General features: G+C 46.6%; 19 protein-coding genes. 1 reads left to right on the forward strand and 18 read right to left on the reverse strand.

Features of this window, described 5'->3' with window-relative positions; genetic code table 11:
* Positions 1-594: 594 nt before the first annotated feature.
* The 15 genes from recO to rpsU all read right to left on the reverse strand — a co-directional run bounded on the left by recO (position 595) and on the right by rpsU (position 12,866).
* Positions 595-1,356, reverse strand: a complete 762-nt coding sequence (gene recO / locus FZD51_RS20765; protein ID WP_148976503.1) for a DNA repair protein RecO — start codon at positions 1,354-1,356, stop codon at positions 595-597.
* Positions 1,357-1,385: 29 nt separating this feature from the next.
* Positions 1,386-1,529, reverse strand: a complete 144-nt coding sequence (locus FZD51_RS20770) for a YqzL family protein (protein WP_009791402.1) — start codon at positions 1,527-1,529, stop codon at positions 1,386-1,388.
* A gap of 156 nt (positions 1,530-1,685) precedes the next feature.
* Complete coding sequence (gene era / locus FZD51_RS20775) at positions 1,686-2,615, reverse strand: GTPase Era (RefSeq protein WP_148976504.1); 930 nt, start codon at positions 2,613-2,615, stop codon at positions 1,686-1,688.
* Positions 2,608-3,006, reverse strand: coding sequence for a cytidine deaminase (locus FZD51_RS20780; protein ID WP_148976505.1), 399 nt, complete (start codon positions 3,004-3,006; stop codon positions 2,608-2,610). Before FZD51_RS20780 ends, era begins: the two co-directional genes overlap by 8 nt.
* A 295-nt stretch (positions 3,007-3,301) precedes the next feature.
* On the reverse strand, positions 3,302-3,697 hold the full coding sequence (locus FZD51_RS20785; RefSeq protein ID WP_148976506.1) for a diacylglycerol kinase family protein: 396 nt from the start codon (positions 3,695-3,697) through the stop codon (positions 3,302-3,304).
* Complete coding sequence (gene ybeY, locus FZD51_RS20790; protein WP_148976507.1) at positions 3,675-4,145, reverse strand: rRNA maturation RNase YbeY; 471 nt, start codon at positions 4,143-4,145, stop codon at positions 3,675-3,677. Before ybeY ends, FZD51_RS20785 begins: the two co-directional genes overlap by 23 nt.
* Positions 4,142-6,322 carry an HD family phosphohydrolase gene (locus tag FZD51_RS20795; protein WP_148976508.1) on the reverse strand — a complete coding sequence of 727 codons (2,181 nt, stop codon included), beginning with the start codon at positions 6,320-6,322 and terminating at the stop codon, positions 4,142-4,144. Before FZD51_RS20795 ends, ybeY begins: the two co-directional genes overlap by 4 nt.
* A 196-nt stretch (positions 6,323-6,518) precedes the next feature.
* Complete coding sequence (locus tag FZD51_RS20800; RefSeq protein ID WP_009791396.1) at positions 6,519-7,481, reverse strand: PhoH family protein; 963 nt, start codon at positions 7,479-7,481, stop codon at positions 6,519-6,521.
* Complete coding sequence (gene yqfD / locus FZD51_RS20805; RefSeq protein ID WP_148976509.1) at positions 7,478-8,671, reverse strand: sporulation protein YqfD; 1,194 nt, start codon at positions 8,669-8,671, stop codon at positions 7,478-7,480. Before yqfD ends, FZD51_RS20800 begins: the two co-directional genes overlap by 4 nt.
* 73 nt (positions 8,672-8,744) lie before the next feature.
* Complete coding sequence (gene yqfC, locus FZD51_RS20810; RefSeq protein WP_022544206.1) at positions 8,745-9,029, reverse strand: sporulation protein YqfC; 285 nt, start codon at positions 9,027-9,029, stop codon at positions 8,745-8,747.
* Between the two features lie 82 nt (positions 9,030-9,111).
* Positions 9,112-9,579, reverse strand: a complete 468-nt coding sequence (locus FZD51_RS20815) for a hypothetical protein (protein ID WP_148976510.1) — start codon at positions 9,577-9,579, stop codon at positions 9,112-9,114.
* 35 nt (positions 9,580-9,614) lie between these two features.
* Positions 9,615-10,613 carry a flotillin-like protein FloA gene (floA, locus tag FZD51_RS20820; protein WP_148976511.1) on the reverse strand — a complete coding sequence of 333 codons (999 nt, stop codon included), beginning with the start codon at positions 10,611-10,613 and terminating at the stop codon, positions 9,615-9,617.
* Between the two features lie 51 nt (positions 10,614-10,664).
* The gene (locus tag FZD51_RS20825) at positions 10,665-12,005 is read right to left on the reverse strand and encodes an NfeD family protein (protein ID WP_148976512.1); all 1,341 of its coding nucleotides are present in this window, start codon (positions 12,003-12,005) and stop codon (positions 10,665-10,667) included.
* 226 nt (positions 12,006-12,231) lie between these two features.
* Positions 12,232-12,675, reverse strand: a complete 444-nt coding sequence (locus FZD51_RS20830) for a GatB/YqeY domain-containing protein (RefSeq protein ID WP_148976513.1) — start codon at positions 12,673-12,675, stop codon at positions 12,232-12,234.
* Between the two features lie 17 nt (positions 12,676-12,692).
* Positions 12,693-12,866 carry a 30S ribosomal protein S21 gene (rpsU, locus tag FZD51_RS20835; RefSeq protein ID WP_009791389.1) on the reverse strand — a complete coding sequence of 58 codons (174 nt, stop codon included), beginning with the start codon at positions 12,864-12,866 and terminating at the stop codon, positions 12,693-12,695.
* A gap of 243 nt (positions 12,867-13,109) precedes the next feature.
* On the opposite strand from rpsU, the gene FZD51_RS20840 reads away from it, so the two are divergent.
* Positions 13,110-14,030 carry a Na/Pi symporter gene (locus tag FZD51_RS20840; protein ID WP_148976514.1) on the forward strand — a complete coding sequence of 307 codons (921 nt, stop codon included), beginning with the start codon at positions 13,110-13,112 and terminating at the stop codon, positions 14,028-14,030.
* A gap of 48 nt (positions 14,031-14,078) precedes the next feature.
* Here the strand turns inward: FZD51_RS20840 and deoC are convergent, their stop codons facing one another.
* The 3 genes from deoC to FZD51_RS20855 all read right to left on the reverse strand — a co-directional run bounded on the left by deoC (position 14,079) and on the right by FZD51_RS20855 (position 17,086).
* Complete coding sequence (deoC, locus tag FZD51_RS20845; RefSeq protein WP_148976515.1) at positions 14,079-14,750, reverse strand: deoxyribose-phosphate aldolase; 672 nt, start codon at positions 14,748-14,750, stop codon at positions 14,079-14,081.
* Between the two features lie 231 nt (positions 14,751-14,981).
* On the reverse strand, positions 14,982-16,334 hold the full coding sequence (mtaB, locus tag FZD51_RS20850) for a tRNA (N(6)-L-threonylcarbamoyladenosine(37)-C(2))-methylthiotransferase MtaB (RefSeq protein WP_148976516.1): 1,353 nt from the start codon (positions 16,332-16,334) through the stop codon (positions 14,982-14,984).
* Positions 16,335-16,339: 5 nt separating this feature from the next.
* Positions 16,340-17,086 (reverse strand): 16S rRNA (uracil(1498)-N(3))-methyltransferase, encoded by a 747-nt coding sequence (locus FZD51_RS20855; RefSeq protein WP_148976517.1) that lies wholly within the window; start codon positions 17,084-17,086, stop codon positions 16,340-16,342.
* Positions 17,087-17,128: the final 42 nt, after the last annotated feature.

The raw sequence follows: 17,128 nt of genomic DNA on the forward strand, positions 1-17,128 counted from the left end.
CAATCCATGCAGCCACCTTATGTGCCCAAAGCACGCAATCCGCTCAGGAACGCCCTTCATCCAACACCCATAATCCGGCTCACACCATCCCGGACTCGCTTCTACAGATCATTCGGACTACTTCTTTCCGTCATAGCAGAACTATTAATTATTGAGAATCATAAAACAAAACAAAATAAAAGTCAATATCGAAATGCGGAAGGGGCCTGGGTATCGGCGACAAGCATAAGACGAGCCGGACGGGAGGTTGTTTTTTAACCTCCTGGCCGGATTGGCTTATGACTCGAGCCGATGGCCCCTGCAGCTGGACAATCGAAAAGCGGAAGGCGTTTGCTGTCAAGGAACGCAGACTAAAAACGCCACGTCCTGTGGCAACGTCTGCATGACCCGCGTCCTGCGGGCCTCAAGCTTAAGACGAGCAGAGCGGAAGGTTGTTCTTTAACCTTCTGATCTGATTGGCTTAAGACTCGAGGGGCTAACGCCTGCAGCTGGACAATATCGAAATGCGGAAGGGGCCTGCTGTCAAGGAACGCAGACTAAAAACACCGCGTCCTGCGGGCCTTAAACTTAAGACGAGGCGGAATTTCTCAGGCATTACCCTTTTTCAAAGAAACCGCCCATCTTGTCCATCTGGTCCAGGAACTTTCTGGTTTTCAGGCTGAGGCCTGAATATTCATTATAGTAAGCTGAGATGATTTTTTTCAGTTCCGCTTTGGTTTCCGGCTTAACTGAAATATTTCCAAGCCTCGACAAGTCAAAATAATAAAAAAGGCGCAGGAGTTTTAAAGCTCCCGGCGAAATCTTATAGTGGTACGGGTCTTTCTCCAGACAGCGGTGGCAAATGAGACCGCCCTCCCTGATGGAAAAAGAAAAATGCCCATCAGTGCTTCCGCAGAGAGAGCATTTATCCAAAACCGGATAAAGTCCAAGGGAATTGAGCATTTTCATTTCATAAATATTCACCATGATTTCAGGGTCATAGCCTTCGTTTATATAATTCAAAGTCTGGTGAAGCAGTTCAAAATGGAACGGATTCGGCTTTTTCTCTTCGACTGTTTTATCAGTCAGATCCACAATATAGCTGGCATATGCCGTCAGGAAGATATCCTCCCTGATCGAGCGCATGGAGGAGACCATCTCCCCCTGCTGCATAAGCCCCAGCCCGCTGCTTCTCTGAACGAGGAAGTAGCCATAAGTAAAAGGCTGGGTGACAGCCGAAAGCCTGCTGTTAGGCTTTTTTGCACCTCTCGCCATCACGCCAACCTTACCCCATTCCCGGGTATATAGAGTAACTATTTTATTGGACTCACCATAATTGACTGTTCTCAATACGATTCCTTCGCATTTTTCAAACACTTATGCCACCATCCCTGCAAGAGACAAACCTATGAGATGGGAAAATCAACTTCTGCTAGTTCATGTTCACTGCTTCCGGGCAAATCCTGAGTTTCTTTTTCAAGCTCCTTAAAAAGAAGATATGTGTCAATATTACCTGTCTGCTTGAAGACCTTCCAGGTAAAATCCAACATTGGAAACCCCACCTTTCAATTTTTAACTAGCAATTATTAATTCCATACCTTTATCATAGCCTGTCATTAGAAAATCATAAGACGTAATAATTGTTAATAAAAAGTCTGCATAATTCCAGTTGAGGTGAAATAGGTTAGTTATGGCTGAATCGCCCTTTAATATTCATCATCTCTGAATCCGAAATCACGCAGCTGGCTCATTTTGTTGCGCCAATCCTTCTGCACCTTTACCCATAGTTCCAGATAGACCTTCGAGCCCAGCAGGTTTTCAATATCTGTCCTGGCCCGCTTGCCGATTTCCTTGAGCATAGCGCCCTGCTTCCCAATGACAATCCCTTTTTGGGAATCGCGTTCTACAATGACAGTAGCCATCACATTTATGACATCCTTGTCTTCGCGCCTCTCCATCTTGTCAATCACTACAGCAAGGGAATGCGGAATCTCCTCCCTGGTCAAGTGCAAAGCCTTTTCCCTGATCAGCTCGGATACAATGAACCTCTCAGGATGGTCTGTCACCTGGTCAGCGGGATAGAATTGCGGCCCTTCCGGTATATACTGCTTGATCTGCTCCAGCAGCGTATCCACATTGTTCCCTTCCAGCGCTGATATCGGGACGATTTCCTTAAAGCCGTATTTCTCTTTATAGGATTCAATGATGGAGAAAAGCTTATCAGGGTGAATCTGATCAATTTTATTTATGACAAGGAAGATGGGAGTCTTCACATTCTGAAATTTCTCGATGATGAACTCCTCGCCGCGGCCGAAGCCTTCTTCGGCATTCACCATAAACAGGATTAGGTCCACTTCTTTCAGCGTATTCTGTGCTATCTTCATCATAAAGTCGCCCAGCTTATGCTTTGGCTTGTGGATCCCTGGGGTATCAATGAATATAAACTGAGCATCATTGGTTGTAAGCACACCCTGTACCTTATTCCTTGTGGTTTGGGGCTTATCGCTCATGATGGCGATTTTCTGGCCAATGACTCTGTTCAAGAATGTTGATTTACCAACATTAGGCCGTCCGATAATAGATATAAATCCAGATTTATGAGTTTGTTCGCGATTGCTATTCCATTCTTTATTCATTAAGGTCCTCCGGTGAAAAAGCTCCAGGCAGCAGCTCTTCTACTGTTAATTCATTTATATCCCCTTTTAAATTCGCCAAAACCACTTTCATCGTATTTGGGCATAATTCTGAAATAACCTGGCGGCAGGCTCCGCATGGAGGAACCGGACGCTCTGTATCAGCTACAACTGCCATTGCTGTATATTTTTTGTCTCCTTCGGAAAATGCTTTGAAAAGTGCGGTGCGCTCAGCACAATTGCACATGCTGTATGCCGCGTTCTCAATATTGCAGCCATGGTATACTTTGCCGTCTTCAGTCAGAAGGGCTGCTCCCACCGGGAAATTGGAGTATGGCACATATGCTTTGTCCCTTGCTTTTTTTGCTTCTTCAATCAACACTTCCGTCTTCATCAGTCATTCTTCCTTTCGAAGGAGGGGAGTATTCTCCTTCTTATATTTTACCTTATTTTTGCAAGATTTTCATTGATTGTAGCAAAATCGTAATAAAAAATTTGAATTTTCCAAAAACGGACACACTATCTCATTACATGCTCTGTCATTTTAACCAAATCAGACAGCGTTTTCAAGAAAGCCCAAAATCCATACCCGCTTTTCTTTTTAAAATACAGGGAAGGTCGTTAAATATCATATGGTATCATTTCATTATTTTCCTTAATTAAAAAAGAACGGCATGCTGCAGCCGCTCCTACTGGAAAAGTGACCATATCTTCGGGAGGAAAATGATTGCACCAAGTGCCGCCGACGCAAAAGCAAACACCAGCACAGCCCCTGCTGCAGCATCCTTGGCCTGCTTTGCCAGCGGATGCCATTCTTCTGTTGACAGATCCACAGCTCTTTCAATGCTTGTGTTGATCAGTTCCAGCGCAAACATCCCGCCAATGGCCAATATGATGAACATCCACTCAATCCTGCTTAAGGAAAAGCCGGCGCCTGCTGCAATGACCACAGCAGATGAAAGGGCATGAAATCTCATGTTCCTTTCCTGCTTCAGTGAATTGCCGATACCGGCAAAAGCTGCGGCAAAAACAGGCCACAAGCCTTTCACGGCACCCGGCTTCTTATCGCGTGAGCCCGTACTCATCAAGGATGTCCTTCTGTCTGCCGAACATTTCTCTTTCTTCCTCATCTGTCTCATGGTCATATCCAAGGAGGTGGAGGAATCCGTGAACAGCAAGGAAACCCAGCTCGCGTTCAAAAGAGTGTCCATATTCACCGGCCTGTTCTTCTGTCCTCTGTATTGATATGATGATATCGCCGAGCACCCTTGGAATACCTTCCCCGGCAATTTCTGTTTCGCCTTCCCCAAGCTCTTCCATGGCAAAAGAAATAACATCGGTAGGTTTGTCTTTATCGCGGTACTCCCTGTTTATTTCCCTTATACGGCCATTCGTTACGAAGGTTACGGACAATTCCGAATCATCTTCAACATTTTCCTTTTCTGCTGCAAAATTCAGCAGCTTTTCAACCTGTTCAATATGGCTGCTTTTTACTTCATTCGTTTCATCCAAAAAATCAATATTTAAGCTCATGCTTGCTTCACCTTCTGTTTCGTGGATTCTGGATATTCAATTCTGGAATGGAAGATCCCCTTTAGTGTTTCACAAAATGTGTGTGCAACGATTTCCAATTCCTTCAGTGTTAAGTCACATTCGTTCAGCTGTTCATCCTGAAGCCTGTCTGAGATGATATTCCTGACAAGCCCTTCAATTTGTTCAGGTGTCGGATTGGACATGGACCTCACAGCTGCCTCGACACTGTCGGCAATGCCGATGACGGCGATTTCCTTTGACTGTGCTTTTGGCCCCGGATAACGATAGTCCTCTTCATTGACATCCATACCGTTTTGTTTGGCCTTATGGTAAAAATATTTGAGCAAAGAGGTGCCATGGTGCTGTTCGGCAATATCGACGATTTCCTTCGGCATTTTGTGCTTTCTCAGCATTTCAGCTCCGTCGACCGCATGGGCAATAATAATATTTTTGCTTGTCTGCGGCGGCAGCCTGTCATGCGGGTTTTCGATATTCATTTGATTCTCAATGAAAAAATGAGGTCTCTTTGTCTTCCCGATATCATGATAATAGCAGCCTACCCTGGCAAGTAGGCCATTTGCGCCGATTGCTTCACATGCTGACTCAGCCAGATTAGCCACCATTACACTGTGATGGTAGGTCCCTGGCGCCTCAGTCAGGATTTTGCGGAGCAGCGGATGGTTCGGGTTTGACAGCTCAATCAGCCGCATGGCGGAAAGGATGCCAAAGCTCCCCTCAAAGAATGGAAGCAGGCCGATGGCCAGCACAGATGAAGCCACGCCGGAGATCAATGCTGTCACTAAGTGGAAGCTGTATTCAACCGCCTCGAAATGAGTGTTTCTAAGCAGCATGAGGGAGATGATCACAACAAGGTTCACCCCGGCTGCAAACAGTCCTGCCTGAAGAATCTTGGACCTGTTATTTTGCTTGTTTAAGAATAATATACCCGCAAAGCCTGAGCAAATGATATAGATGCCCATATTAATATTCAATGTTCCGGCAGTGCCTTCATTGAACATGACGCTTCCGCAGATGGCAAGGACTATCGTAATCAGAATGGCAAGCCTTTCATTGATCAGGATCCTGATCAGCATGGCTGCCATTGCAGCCGGAAATATAAAGCCAATTTCCGGATACTGGAGCAGCTGCAGGAGGCTTACGCATTTCATCAGCAAAAGCGAAAGAATGAAAATCAGGCTGAACAGCAGGAGGTAATTCTGTTTCAGCTCCTTTTGGACATTCAGCTCATAAAAGTAATAATAGAGTGCTGCCAGAATGATGGCTACAATCAGGCCCAGCCCCAGAAACGGCTGTATGCTTTTCTGGTTGTCCAGAAGCCCTGTAAGCTCCAGCTGCCTGTAAATTTCCCTGTTGATCAGCTGGCGCTCTTCCGCGATGATCTGGCCCTGGAGGATTTTTACAGGTTCTACATTCTCTACTGCCTGCTGCCTGAGCTCTTCAGTCGCAGCCGGGTCATAGAATTCGTTCTGGATGACAGCATATCTGCCAAGCTCAATAGCCGAGCTTCTTAAATTCGTGCTCAGGCTGGTATATTTCAGCTCTTCCTCCACCCTTTTCTTGCTGTTTTCCACTTCATCAGCAGGGATTTTGCTGCCCATCACATTGTTGATCGCCGTTACAGTGAGATCCCTTGCAATCGTGAGCTCGTCCTTGGACGCCTGCAGAAGCGGTGACAGGACTGCATCAGAGACTTCCTTCGTCACATTATCTGTCAGCTTTTCCTTGAGCATTTTCAGTTTTTCCGAAGAAGAAGGCGGGACATATGCAGTTTCCTGTTCTCCATCACCCTGTTCATTACCGCTTTGTGCCGCTTCCTCGCTTATCTCTTCGTTAACTTCCGCTGCGGAATCAAATATGGAAGTGACCAGATCGACACGGTTCTGATTGATTTCCTTTTTGACTATGTATACATCGGTCACCTGGTCGGCGGCCGCCTTCTTTTCCTTCTCTGTGTTCGCCTTGTCTTCTACCGTAATCGGCGAGCGGATTGTCTGTTCAGCCACAGAAAACAGGCTTATGTCGAGCTTTTCGGGCTTTACATTGCTGTACATGGCGGCATATAGTACGATGCCGAGCAAAAGAAATAAGACGACTCTAAAGAATGTCATATCCAACAGGTTTCTGACCTTTGCCAACTGGCGCTGTAATTTTTCCATGCTTCCCCCTCCTATCCAGGCATAAGCAGGGCCGGATAAGCTCACATTTAATTTGAACTATGATTATGTAAAATGATAACAGTTTTTCCGGCAAGTTTCACCCCTCTATTCGCATCAACTTGGCGAAACAGAGGGTTTGCCTTCCGGAAGGTCCTTTTTAGACAGAATAAAAACCGCCCACCCAGGACGGTTTTTATTATTGGTCTGTTTTTTCGTAAGCTGAAATGATCCGGGCTACAAGCGGATGGCGGACGACATCGCTTTGCTCCAGGTAAGAGAAGGAAATCCCTTTTACAGCAGACAGGATATCTTCTGAAGCAATCAGCCCGGAACGGACTCCCTTCGGAAGGTCGACCTGCGTGCGGTCCCCCGTGATGACCATCTTGGAGCCGAAGCCCAGTCTGGTCAGGAACATTTTCATCTGAGCCTGTGTCGTATTCTGTGCTTCATCAAGAATGACAAATGCATCATCAAGCGTACGGCCCCTCATATAGGCAAGGGGGGCTATTTCAATGGTACCCCTCTCGATCAGCCTTTGAGTATGTTCGGCGCCAAGGATGTCATGCAGGGCATCGTAAAGCGGCCGAAGGTAAGGATCTACCTTTTCTTTCAGATCCCCAGGGAGGAAGCCAAGGCTTTCGCCTGCTTCAACAGCCGGCCTGGTCAGGATGATTCTCTTAACATTCCCATTTTTCAGTGCATTGACTGCCATCACAACAGCCAGATAGGTCTTGCCTGTACCTGCAGGGCCAATTCCAAATACCAGATCATTTGTTTTAATCGCATTTATATATTGGCGCTGCCCAAGCGTTTTTACCCTAATGGACTTGCCTTTTGCATTCTTCGTTATTTCCTCTTCATACAGGTCGCTGAAATATTCAAGTGTGCCTTTTTTGGCCATCTGGATGCTGTACATAACATCCCTGCCGCTGATATTGATTCCTTTGCGGATCACATAAATGAGTTTGTCCAGGATTTGGCCGGCAAGCTCGACAGCATCTGCCTCGCCGGACACGAAAATCGTTTCTCCCCGTGTGACGACAGACACATTCAGTTCCTGTTCAATTATTTTCAGGTTGGCATCCGAATTCCCGATCAGTGCTATTGCTTCATTAGGATCTTCCAGATGAACATTCATGGTTTTTAAGTCTTCTGTCATTCTGTGTCTCCTTGGATAATGGATTGTCCTTCTGCAATATTCTCAATAATTTGGAAATGTATTGCTATAAATACTTTACCATTCTCTACGGATTGGTGCAAAATATTTTCTCCCTTGATCTTAGCATCCTCACTCAGGCTGTTTTTTATATCTTTTCTGGCCAAATCTTTTGCCACTTCAAAGGCTTCCTCATTGGAGTAAATCCTTGTAACGGTTTCACTTTCCCGCATGGTCCTGCTTGTAAAGCCGAGAGGGAGAGTCCATTTCAGGAATTTGATGTCCTTTCTGTTCTCTTCTATCTCATATTCACTGAATTCCGGTTTGCCAAACCCCCAGACAGGAATTGAAAAATTTCCTATGTCAAAATAATATTTCCTTTTTTCTTCTCCGCTGAACACCTGGAGGGTGCTCTTAAGCGGAAGTTTCACCTCGGATTTATACCAGGTTTCCCCCCAGATTTCCCCTTTTGCCGGTACTGTCTGTGTTTGGCCATCCTGGCCGATGATGCCTGAAACCAGAAGCTGGCCAGGGATGACATGGTCATTTAAGCTGACAACAGGCTTGCCTTCTTCCACGAACATGTCCAAAATCACAGCCTTCTTTTTGGCAACCAGGTGTCTTGGGCTCAAAAGCTCCGGCTTATCCGGCTCGTTTTTCTCCACCACCTGGAAGTGGTAGGTTGTCCCCTTGAGCTCCACACCTACCCAGGTGATTTCATCCACTTCGTTGGATAGCTCACGCTGGATTCCTTCTACATTTTTGACAAAAAACTGAAGTTTGCCTTTGTGGATGCCCATTTCATCAAGCTGCCTGCGGATTTTATATTCAGTAGCAGGATCTGCCCCTTTGATTTCAATTCCCCATACCATATTGGACAAAAGGATCAGAATAACTAGGAAAGAGGCGGCACCAAAAAGAAAACCGCTGTTTTTGAGGCTTCTTTTCATCAGAAAGGGCAGGCCTGCACGATGAAGGAATTCAATCCTGCATCCGCTCTTCCTTACTGACGCACGGAGCCGCTTCACGTCAGTCAGCTTTATTTTAAAGGTAACCGCTTGCTCTCCATGCCTTTTTACCTGCCAGACCATGATGCCGTTCCTGGTCAGTGAGTTGATCAGCCGTTCAATGCCGGAGCCCGCAGCCTTTACAGTGATGATTCCAGAATAAAAAGCAATCCATTGATTCTTCATTTTCCTTCCCTCCGGATCCTCTTTTTCAGCCAGCCCAGCGGTTCAAAAGAATCACCCGCATGGCGGCTGGCCATTACTCGTCTATATACTGCACCTGGTCGATTTTGCCTTCCAGCAGTATCTCTTCAGGGAGTATGGTCTTAATGACAAAAGTGCTTCCTTTGATGAGCAGCTGCCCTTGCTTGAGCAGAAGCCTCAGCTCTTTATCACTAAAAGCAATCAGTCCGCGGTGGTTCTCAATATATATATGAATTTGCCCAATCATGGTTATCCGGGGTAAATCCATCATGACATCTTGAGGAAGCTCCATTTGGTTGGTCATCCAGCTGCGAATGTATTGTCCCCACTTTTTAGCCATAAAAAAAAGAACCCCCTTTCATCTCATATGTATGAGATGGAAGGAGGTTCTAGCACTCTTTTTATTCGTTAATGCCATCCGTTCAGCGTCTGTGCAGCCTGCGCGGGTTCTTTGACCGGGGCGGGCCGAGGATTTCTGACCAGATTATTGCGTCCGCCAGCTTTTCCCGGTTTACAGCAGCCCGTCCTGCAGGTTCAGCTTTGATGCTCTTCTCAGGTTTTCCAGCAGCATTGCGCGCATTCTGAACCCTTCTTTCCAGCAGATCCTGCCTTTCAGAAAGCCTCCTTGCGCGTTCTTCTGCCTGCACTTTTCTTTCCTGATAGTAAGACTCCATGCTTTCGAGCGTTTGCCGTCCTGCTTCCTGAACCGGTACAGCCTGTTTTTCCTCCGGCTCATACCCGGCATCGGCATACGGTCCCGGTTCAGGCTCCACATTCCCCGGCTGCTGTACCGGGCCGGTATTGCCGCCGCGTTTCGCCTTGCTGAAAAGCGAGGAGATGATGCCGATCAGTACAACAAGAATAAATGGGTTTTCCAATAAGAATCCCAAGGAGAATCCTCCTTTCCCGGCATATACCCGGCTAGTTAGTCTTTATTTTTCCCATCCATGCCAGGATCTGTCGTTCTTCCAATTGAACCCCTCATATCCGTATCAGCGGATATATTCTGGATGTTCATATAATCCATCACTCCGAGATTCCCTGAACGGAGAGCTTCTGACATGGCAAGAGGGACTTTGGCTTCTGCTTCGACAACCTTCGCCCTCATTTCTTCTACTTTTGCTTTCATTTCCTGCTCCTGGGCAACGGCCATTGCACGCCTTTCTTCAGCCTTAGCCTGGGCGATCTTCTTATCTGCTTCCGCCTGCTCAGTCTGAAGCTCGGCACCGATATTCTTGCCGATGTCAACATCCGCAATATCAATGGACAGGATTTCGAATGCTGTGCCGGCATCAAGGCCCTTGGACAGGACAGTCTGAGAAATCATGTCAGGATTTTCAAGTACTTTCTTATGATTATTCGAAGAACCGATGGTCGAAACGATACCCTCGCCTACACGGGCTACGATTGTTTCTTCCCCGGCCCCCCCTACCAGACGCTCAATATTTGCCCGGACCGTAATCCGTGCTTTTGCTTTGACTTCTATTCCATCCATTGCCACACCGGCAATGAACGGTGTTTCAATCACCTTAGGGTTGACGCTCATCTGTACGGCTTCCAGAACGTCACGTCCCGCAAGGTCGATAGCAGCGGTTCTCTCAAAGCTCAACTCAATATTGGCCCTGTGTGCGGCTATCAGCGCGTTGACAACCCTATCCACATTACCACCGGCCAGGTAATGGCTCTCAAGCTGATTTGTTGTAACATCCAGACCCGCTTTATGGGCTTTAATCAAAGGATTGATGACCCTATTCGGGATGACCCGGCGGAGCCTCATTCCAATCAATGTGAAGATGCTGACCCTGACGCCTGCCGCCAGGGCGGAAATCCAGAGTGCCACTGGCACGAAAGTAAACAGCACCGCCAGCAGGATAACTGCCAGAACCACGGCTACTAAAATAAATACAGTTCCTTCTCCTAACATTTTGTTCCTCCTTAAAATCTATTTGTCTTCCCTGTTTTCACGGGAGTCCATTCATTGATCAGCTTTTTTTTCCATATCAAGCATTTCTCTCACAACAATCCGGGAGCCTTCTGCTTTTACGACCCTTATCCTGGCCCCCTTCTGGATAAAGCCGCCTTCGCTGACAACATCGATTCTTTCATCCTCGAGCACAGCCGTCCCGGCCGGCCTTAAGGCGGTCAGAGCATAGCCTTCAAGACCGATAAGCTCGGCACGTGTCTTGTTTGAGATATACCCTTTCTCAGTGCTTGTCGAATCGCTCAATATAATTTTCCTGAAGAATTTCATTTTTTTACCAAACACCTTTATCATTAAGATGGATACCAAAATGGAAATGCCAATGGCAATTAAAATGGAAACGGCCGTATGGACAACGTTATCAGTTGCAAGAAACAAGCTTCCAACAACCGAAACAAGGCCTATTGCCCCGGCAATCCCTCCTGGAAGGAAAAACTCCAGTATGATCAGCCCCAGGCCGACCAAAAACAAAACGATGGACTCATATCCTGCCAGGCCTGCAACCATATGGCCGTAAAAAAACAGCAGGAGGGCAGCAAGCCCCATCGATCCCGGGATGCCGAATCCCGGCGAGTAAAGCTCAAGCACAAGTCCCAGGCTGCCGACAGACAAGAGAATCGGCACAACAACCGGGTGGGTGATAAAACGGGCTATTTTCTCTGCAAAGCTTTCATCCAGGCTCCTGATCTCCGCCCCTGAGTAGCCAAGAGTGTCCAGCAGTTCATCAAGAGATGAAACTGTGCCTTCAGAATAACCTGCCTGCTCTGCCTGCTCAGATGTCAAAGTGAGAAGCTTCCCTTTTGGGGCGCCATATTCCGGCAGATCAACCGACTCATCCGCCATGGCCAGTGCTATCTCCGGATCCCTGCCAGACTGGTTAGCAGCACTCTTCATTGCGCTCAGCCAATAGGATTCCGCTTTCTTTCCTGCGGTGTTCCCTGATTGATCGATAATGGCGGCAGAGCCCATGACAGCACCCGGCACCATATATATTTCATCCATATTCAAAGAGATATAGGCACCGGCCGACAGGGCCTGATTATTGACAAAGGACACCGTCTTCAATTCTGTTTCCGCAAGCAGCTTGCCTATTTTCCCGGCAGCATCCACTGCGCCCCCAGGTGTATCCATTTCAAAAATAATGGCAGAAGCCCCATTCTCTTCAGCGGTGCTGACAGCCCTGTTCAGAAATGCATAAAGGCCTTTTTCCACTGTTTCTTCGATGGGAACAACGTATACCACTTCATTATCAGCATTCCCTTTTTCGGGAATAAGCATAATCAGCAGGATGCCCAAAAACGCCAGCAGAGTGACTGCCCTTCTGAGAGCCACCATTTTCTCCTCCTTTCACAAACAAAAGTTAATCTTCTTTTACTTACGTTTAAAAAAGAAAAAAGATTCATTTTCAGCACATTTTCTGTTTTCGGCCTTATTTTTTCCTATGTAATAGTCTTTAACAGCGGCACACCTTCCATACGTACCCTGAAATTTATTGCAGTATGCCGTTTATATGCATAAAAAGACCGCAGGCAGATTGCTTGCGGTCTTTTGGCATACTTTTTCATGAAAGGTGTTGTTGTACAAGTTTATTTACAAGTGAGCCGTCCGCTTTGCCTTTTACTTTAGGCATAATGGCAGACATCACTTTTCCCATATCGGCTTTTCCTGATGCTCCAGTTTCTTCGATTGTCTCCTGGACAATCTTTGATACTTCATCCTCGGACAGCTGCTTGGGCATATATAGCTCGACGAATACCAATTCGTTCCGCAATTTTTCAACAAGGTCTTCACGACCTGCTTTTTCAAATTCATGGAGGGAGTCCTTGCGTTGTTTCACTTCGCGAGAAAGGACAGTTAACTCCTGCTCTTCGTTAAGCTCTCCGCCAAGCTTGATGGCTTCATTCTGCAGAGATGCTTTAATCATCCGAATGACAGTGAGTTTATCTTTTTCTTTGTTTTTCATCGCTTGTTTCATATCATCATTTAAACGCTCGAGAAGACTCATAGTTGATACACCCTCTCTTAGAACTTACGTTTTCTAGCAGCTTCGGACTTCTTCTTGCGCTTTACACTAGGTTTTTCGTAGAATTCGCGCTTTCTCGCCTCTTGTAAAGTACCTGTTTTAGATACAGAACGTTTGAAGCGACGAAGAGCATCTTCAAGCGATTCGTTCTTTTTAACGACTGTTTTAGACATTCTCTTTCCCTCCCTCCGAGCACAACACACTTACATCAGAAACATAGATTTCCATGTACCTTGCAATTATAATATAACAGTGATACAAGGTCAACTGTAATTCATCACGGGCAGGTACAGTTTTTTTTTTGCATGCTCTGTCCTTTCATTTAATTTACCATAGAAGCGGTAAAAATAAACCCTTTTCGCAAGGCATGTCCAGTCCCGTTCCTTCATAGAGTTTAATTGAAGGAGTGAGAACGCATGCTGCTGATTATCCTGTTTTTATTCTTGATTATTTTTTTCATATACGGAATGGCACTGTTAAGATCAGGGCTATACGGACTTTCCGGTGATTCATTCAAGCGGAAGATTGCCGCTTATACCCATTTCCCCTGGCAGGGGATGCTGGCAGGAATGCTGATTACTGCTGTCCTGCAAAGCAGCTCTGCTGTTATGGTATTGACTATCGGCCTTATTTCCGCCCGGATCCTGACCTTCCCCCAATCGATCGGCATCATCTTGGGGACAAATATTGGAACAACATTTACAACAGAATTCATCACCTTCAATATCGAGTCTCTCATCATCCCCCTGGCAGCAGCCGGGTCGTGCCTCATCTTATTTGGCAGAAAGGCACTGAAGCATATTGGCATGGGAATCCTTGGCATCTCCATTGTGCTTTCCTCGATGAAGGGCTTTGAATTTATGGCTTCCCCGCTGCAGGGTGTCCCTTTGCTGACCGGTATTCTCGGGGTCATGGAGAACAGCCATCTGACCGGTGCGGCAGTTGGCATAGTGCTGACAGCCATCATCCAATCCAGCACTGCGGCTGTGGGGATCATCATGGGGTTTCTGAACGGCAGGATCATTGAATTGGATACAGGCATAGCCTTTATGCTCGGAGCCAATATCGGGACATGCCTCACTGCCTATCTTGCATCCATTGGCGCAGGGAAGGAGGCGCGCCTCACTGCCTTTGCACATATCTGGCTGAATATAGCGGGAGCGGCCCTTTTCCTCCCTTTCATAGGCTCCCTTTCCTCATTCGGCGAATGGGCAGCCGCCGAGCCGGATGTCCAGCTTGCACATGTGAGTGTATTATTCAATGTGCTGACTTCTTTAATGGTACTTCCATTTGCTGAACATTTTGGAAGGTTAATTATGAAGATCCATGATAAATAAAAAAAACAGGCCAGCAATTGATGCTGTCCTGTCTCTTCCATAAGGTAATCAGTAATCTGAATCGCTCGTTAACCCATTAACGATCGCCACACCGGAGCTTGCACCGATTCTTGTAGCTCCTGCTTCGATCATTTGCTGGGCATCTTCGGTGCTGCGGACACCGCCTGATGCTTTAACACCGATTTCAGGACCGACTGTTTTTCTCATCAGCCTGATATCTTCAATGGTTGCGCCTCCGGTAGAAAAACCAGTAGAAGTTTTGACAAAATCTGTGCCTGCTTTTACAGCCAGCTCACATGCCAGGACCTTCTCATCCTCTGTAAGGAGGGATGTTTCAATAATGACCTTTGTAAGTGCCTTCCCTTTTGCCGCCTCAACGACTGCACGGATATCCGATTCTACAAGATCACTGCTGCCGCTCTTTAAAGCGCCGATATTAATAACCATATCTACTTCAGTTGCGCCGTTTTCAATGGCATTTTTAGTTTCAAATGCTTTTACCTCAGATGTTGACGCCCCCAGCGGGAAGCCGATGACTGTGCAGACATCTACGCCTGAGCCCTCCAGCAGTTCACTCGCGTAGCTGACCCACGCAGGGTTAACACAGACAGACGCGAAACTGTATTCTTTAGCTTCTGAACATAGTACCTCAATCTGTTCTTTTGTCGCATCTGCTTTCAATAATGTATGATCGATCATTTTTGCTACATTAGTTGCCATATCAATGGTTCTCCTTTCAACAAACAAGTTGTCCGTACCTCTACATCATACCATTGTCTTTCCGAAAAATGTAGCTGAAATTATGGGTTTTAATCGTTTTTTGCAATCGTTTTCTTCATTCCTGTCTATTTTTTCTAAATTAAAGGGGAAATATGTAGCCCGAAGTGTACTCAGGCCGATTTTTAACATAAAAAAGAATGGGGATACTCCCCATTCTTTTTTATCACATATTTAGACAGCCGCCTCTTCGTATACAGCATCCTCGTCAACGACCCGGACAAACTGTCCTTCATTAAAAGGATAGCCTGCCTTGGATATCTTGACTTTCACGATTTTCCCTACCATCTCTTCTGATGCAGGGAATACGACTTTCAGGTAGTTGTCAGTATACCCGACATAAAGGCCGCTCTCAGGATCTTCCTTGTAAATTTCCTCTGGAATGACTTCAAGCACCTCATTTTCAAACTGTGATGCATATTCCTTTGCCAGCTGGTCGGAAAGGGAAATAAGGCGGTGCACCCGCTCATTCTTGATTTCCTCATCAATCTGGTCTTCCATCCGGGCTGCAGGTGTCCCGGTCCTTTTTGAGTAAGGGAACACATGCAGCTCAGAAAATTTATGCTCTTTAATGAAATTGTAGGTTTCCATAAACTCTTCTTCAGTTTCACCAGGGAAGCCGACAATAACGTCAGAAGTGACGGCAAGGCCGGGAAGCGCCTCTTTTAGGCGGTCAAGGCGCTCTGCAAAGAATTCCATTGTGTACTTTCTTCTCATTCTCTTAAGTACAGTATTAGAGCCTGACTGCAGAGGTATGTGCAGATGCCTTACGACCACTTCAGACTTGTCCATCACCTCAATCACTTCATCAGTGATCTGGCTTGCTTCGATAGAGGAAATGCGCAGACGCTTCAGGCCTTTTACCTGTGCCTCGAGATCCCTTAGCAGCATGGCAAGATTGTAATCCTTCATGTCTTCTCCATAGCCGCCTGTGTGGATGCCGGTCAGGACAATTTCCTTATAGCCTGCATCGACAAGCTGCTGCGCCTGGCGGATGACTTCCTGCGGATCGCGGGATCTCATCAAGCCCCGCGCCCACGGGATGATGCAGAATGTACAGAAGTTATTGCAGCCTTCCTGAATCTTCAGGGAAGCGCGGGTCCTGTCCGTAAAGGCAGGAACATCCAGTTCTTCGTAAACACGGTTTTTCATAATATTTCCGACAGCATTGATCGGCTGTCGTTCTTGTTTATACTGTTCGATATACTCCAGCATTTTGACCCTGTTCTGTGTACCCACGACGATATCCACACCAGGTATGGCCATGATTTCTGCAGGCGAGGTCTGGGCGTAGCAGCCTGTTACACAGATCACGGCATCAGGGTTCTTCCTGATCGCCCTTCTGATGACCTGGCGGCTTTTTTTATCACCTGTGTTCGTTACTGTACAGGTATTGATTATATATACATCGGAAGCAGATTCAAAATCTGTCCGTTCGTAGCCTTCTTGCTTAAACAATTGCCAGATTGCTTCTGTTTCATAATGATTCACTTTACAGCCAAGTGTATGAAAAGCAACTGTTGCCATTGTATTCACCTCATTAGTTCAAAATGATAAGAAACAGCCGCAAGCGCATATAGCGGCGCTGTTTCAGTACGCAATATCCTCGGGCCAAGTCCGCATGACACAAAACCATTGTCCTTTAAGAGTGCAACTTCCTTTTCCGAGAGGCCGCCTTCCGGACCAAACACCATGAGAAGGGACTGCCCTCTTTCCATGCCCGATAAAAGTGATGCAAAAGCAGAGCTTTCCCCATCTTTGGCATCTTCTTCATAGGCAATCACTTTATGGTCATAGCCCTTGCCCAGGTCTATCAGCTCTTTCATGCTCACAGGCTGGAGCACATCCGGCTGCATATCTCTATGCGACTGCTCGGCCGCTTCCTTGGCGATTTTCTGCCAGCGTTCTGTTTTCTTTCCCGCTTTCTTCTCATCCCATTTTACAATCGAACGGGCTGCAGTAAAAGGGATAAACACTGAAGCTCCAAGCTCTGTCCCTTTTTGGATGATCAGCTCGAGCTTATCCCCTTTAGGCAATCCGCTCGCTATTGCAGCCTTCACCGGAAGCTCTGAGCTCGCTTCCTTCCATTGTACTACTTCTGCAATCACTTGTTCATCGGTAATTTCTGCAATCCGGCATACCGCACTCCTGCCCCCGCGGACCGCACAGATGATGCTGTCCCCTTCCTTCATGCGCATGACCCTTGTGATATGGCGGAAGTCGTCGCCTGCTATGCTGAATCTGCCATCCTTATCCCGATCTGTGAAATATCGCTGCATGGCTGCACCTGCCTACCTTTCATATTTGCAAATGCCCTACGG

Source organism: Bacillus infantis (assembly GCF_008180445.1).
In the GTDB taxonomy this organism is placed as follows: domain Bacteria; phylum Bacillota; class Bacilli; order Bacillales; family Cytobacillaceae; genus Bacillus_AB; species Bacillus_AB infantis_B.

Excerpts from the sequence above, each read along its gene's own strand:
- rpsU (WP_009791389.1), bottom strand. The coding sequence starts at position 12,866 with ATGTCTAAAACAGTCGTTAAAAAGAACGAATCGCTTGAAGATGCTCTT.
- FZD51_RS20855 (WP_148976517.1), bottom strand. The coding sequence starts at position 17,086 with ATGCAGCGATATTTCACAGATCGGGATAAGGATGGCAGATTCAGCATA.
- FZD51_RS20840 (WP_148976514.1), top strand. The coding sequence starts at position 13,110 with ATGCTGCTGATTATCCTGTTTTTATTCTTGATTATTTTTTTCATATAC.
- deoC (WP_148976515.1), bottom strand. The coding sequence starts at position 14,750 with ATGGCAACTAATGTAGCAAAAATGATCGATCATACATTATTGAAAGCA.
- FZD51_RS20770 (WP_009791402.1), bottom strand. The coding sequence starts at position 1,529 with ATGTTGGATTTTACCTGGAAGGTCTTCAAGCAGACAGGTAATATTGAC.
- ybeY (WP_148976507.1), bottom strand. The coding sequence starts at position 4,145 with ATGAGCTTAAATATTGATTTTTTGGATGAAACGAATGAAGTAAAAAGC.
- FZD51_RS20785 (WP_148976506.1), bottom strand. The coding sequence starts at position 3,697 with ATGAGTACGGGCTCACGCGATAAGAAGCCGGGTGCCGTGAAAGGCTTG.
- era (WP_148976504.1), bottom strand. The coding sequence starts at position 2,615 with ATGAATAAAGAATGGAATAGCAATCGCGAACAAACTCATAAATCTGGA.
- yqfD (WP_148976509.1), bottom strand. The coding sequence starts at position 8,671 with ATGAAGAATCAATGGATTGCTTTTTATTCTGGAATCATCACTGTAAAG.
- FZD51_RS20800 (WP_009791396.1), bottom strand. The coding sequence starts at position 7,481 with ATGACAGAAGACTTAAAAACCATGAATGTTCATCTGGAAGATCCTAAT.
- FZD51_RS20780 (WP_148976505.1), bottom strand. The coding sequence starts at position 3,006 with ATGAAGACGGAAGTGTTGATTGAAGAAGCAAAAAAAGCAAGGGACAAA.
- floA (WP_148976511.1), bottom strand. The coding sequence starts at position 10,613 with ATGTTAGGAGAAGGAACTGTATTTATTTTAGTAGCCGTGGTTCTGGCA.
- yqfC (WP_022544206.1), bottom strand. The coding sequence starts at position 9,029 with ATGGCTAAAAAGTGGGGACAATACATTCGCAGCTGGATGACCAACCAA.
- mtaB (WP_148976516.1), bottom strand. The coding sequence starts at position 16,334 with ATGGCAACAGTTGCTTTTCATACACTTGGCTGTAAAGTGAATCATTAT.
- FZD51_RS20795 (WP_148976508.1), bottom strand. The coding sequence starts at position 6,322 with ATGGAAAAATTACAGCGCCAGTTGGCAAAGGTCAGAAACCTGTTGGAT.
- FZD51_RS20830 (WP_148976513.1), bottom strand. The coding sequence starts at position 12,675 with ATGAGTCTTCTCGAGCGTTTAAATGATGATATGAAACAAGCGATGAAA.
- FZD51_RS20825 (WP_148976512.1), bottom strand. The coding sequence starts at position 12,005 with ATGGTGGCTCTCAGAAGGGCAGTCACTCTGCTGGCGTTTTTGGGCATC.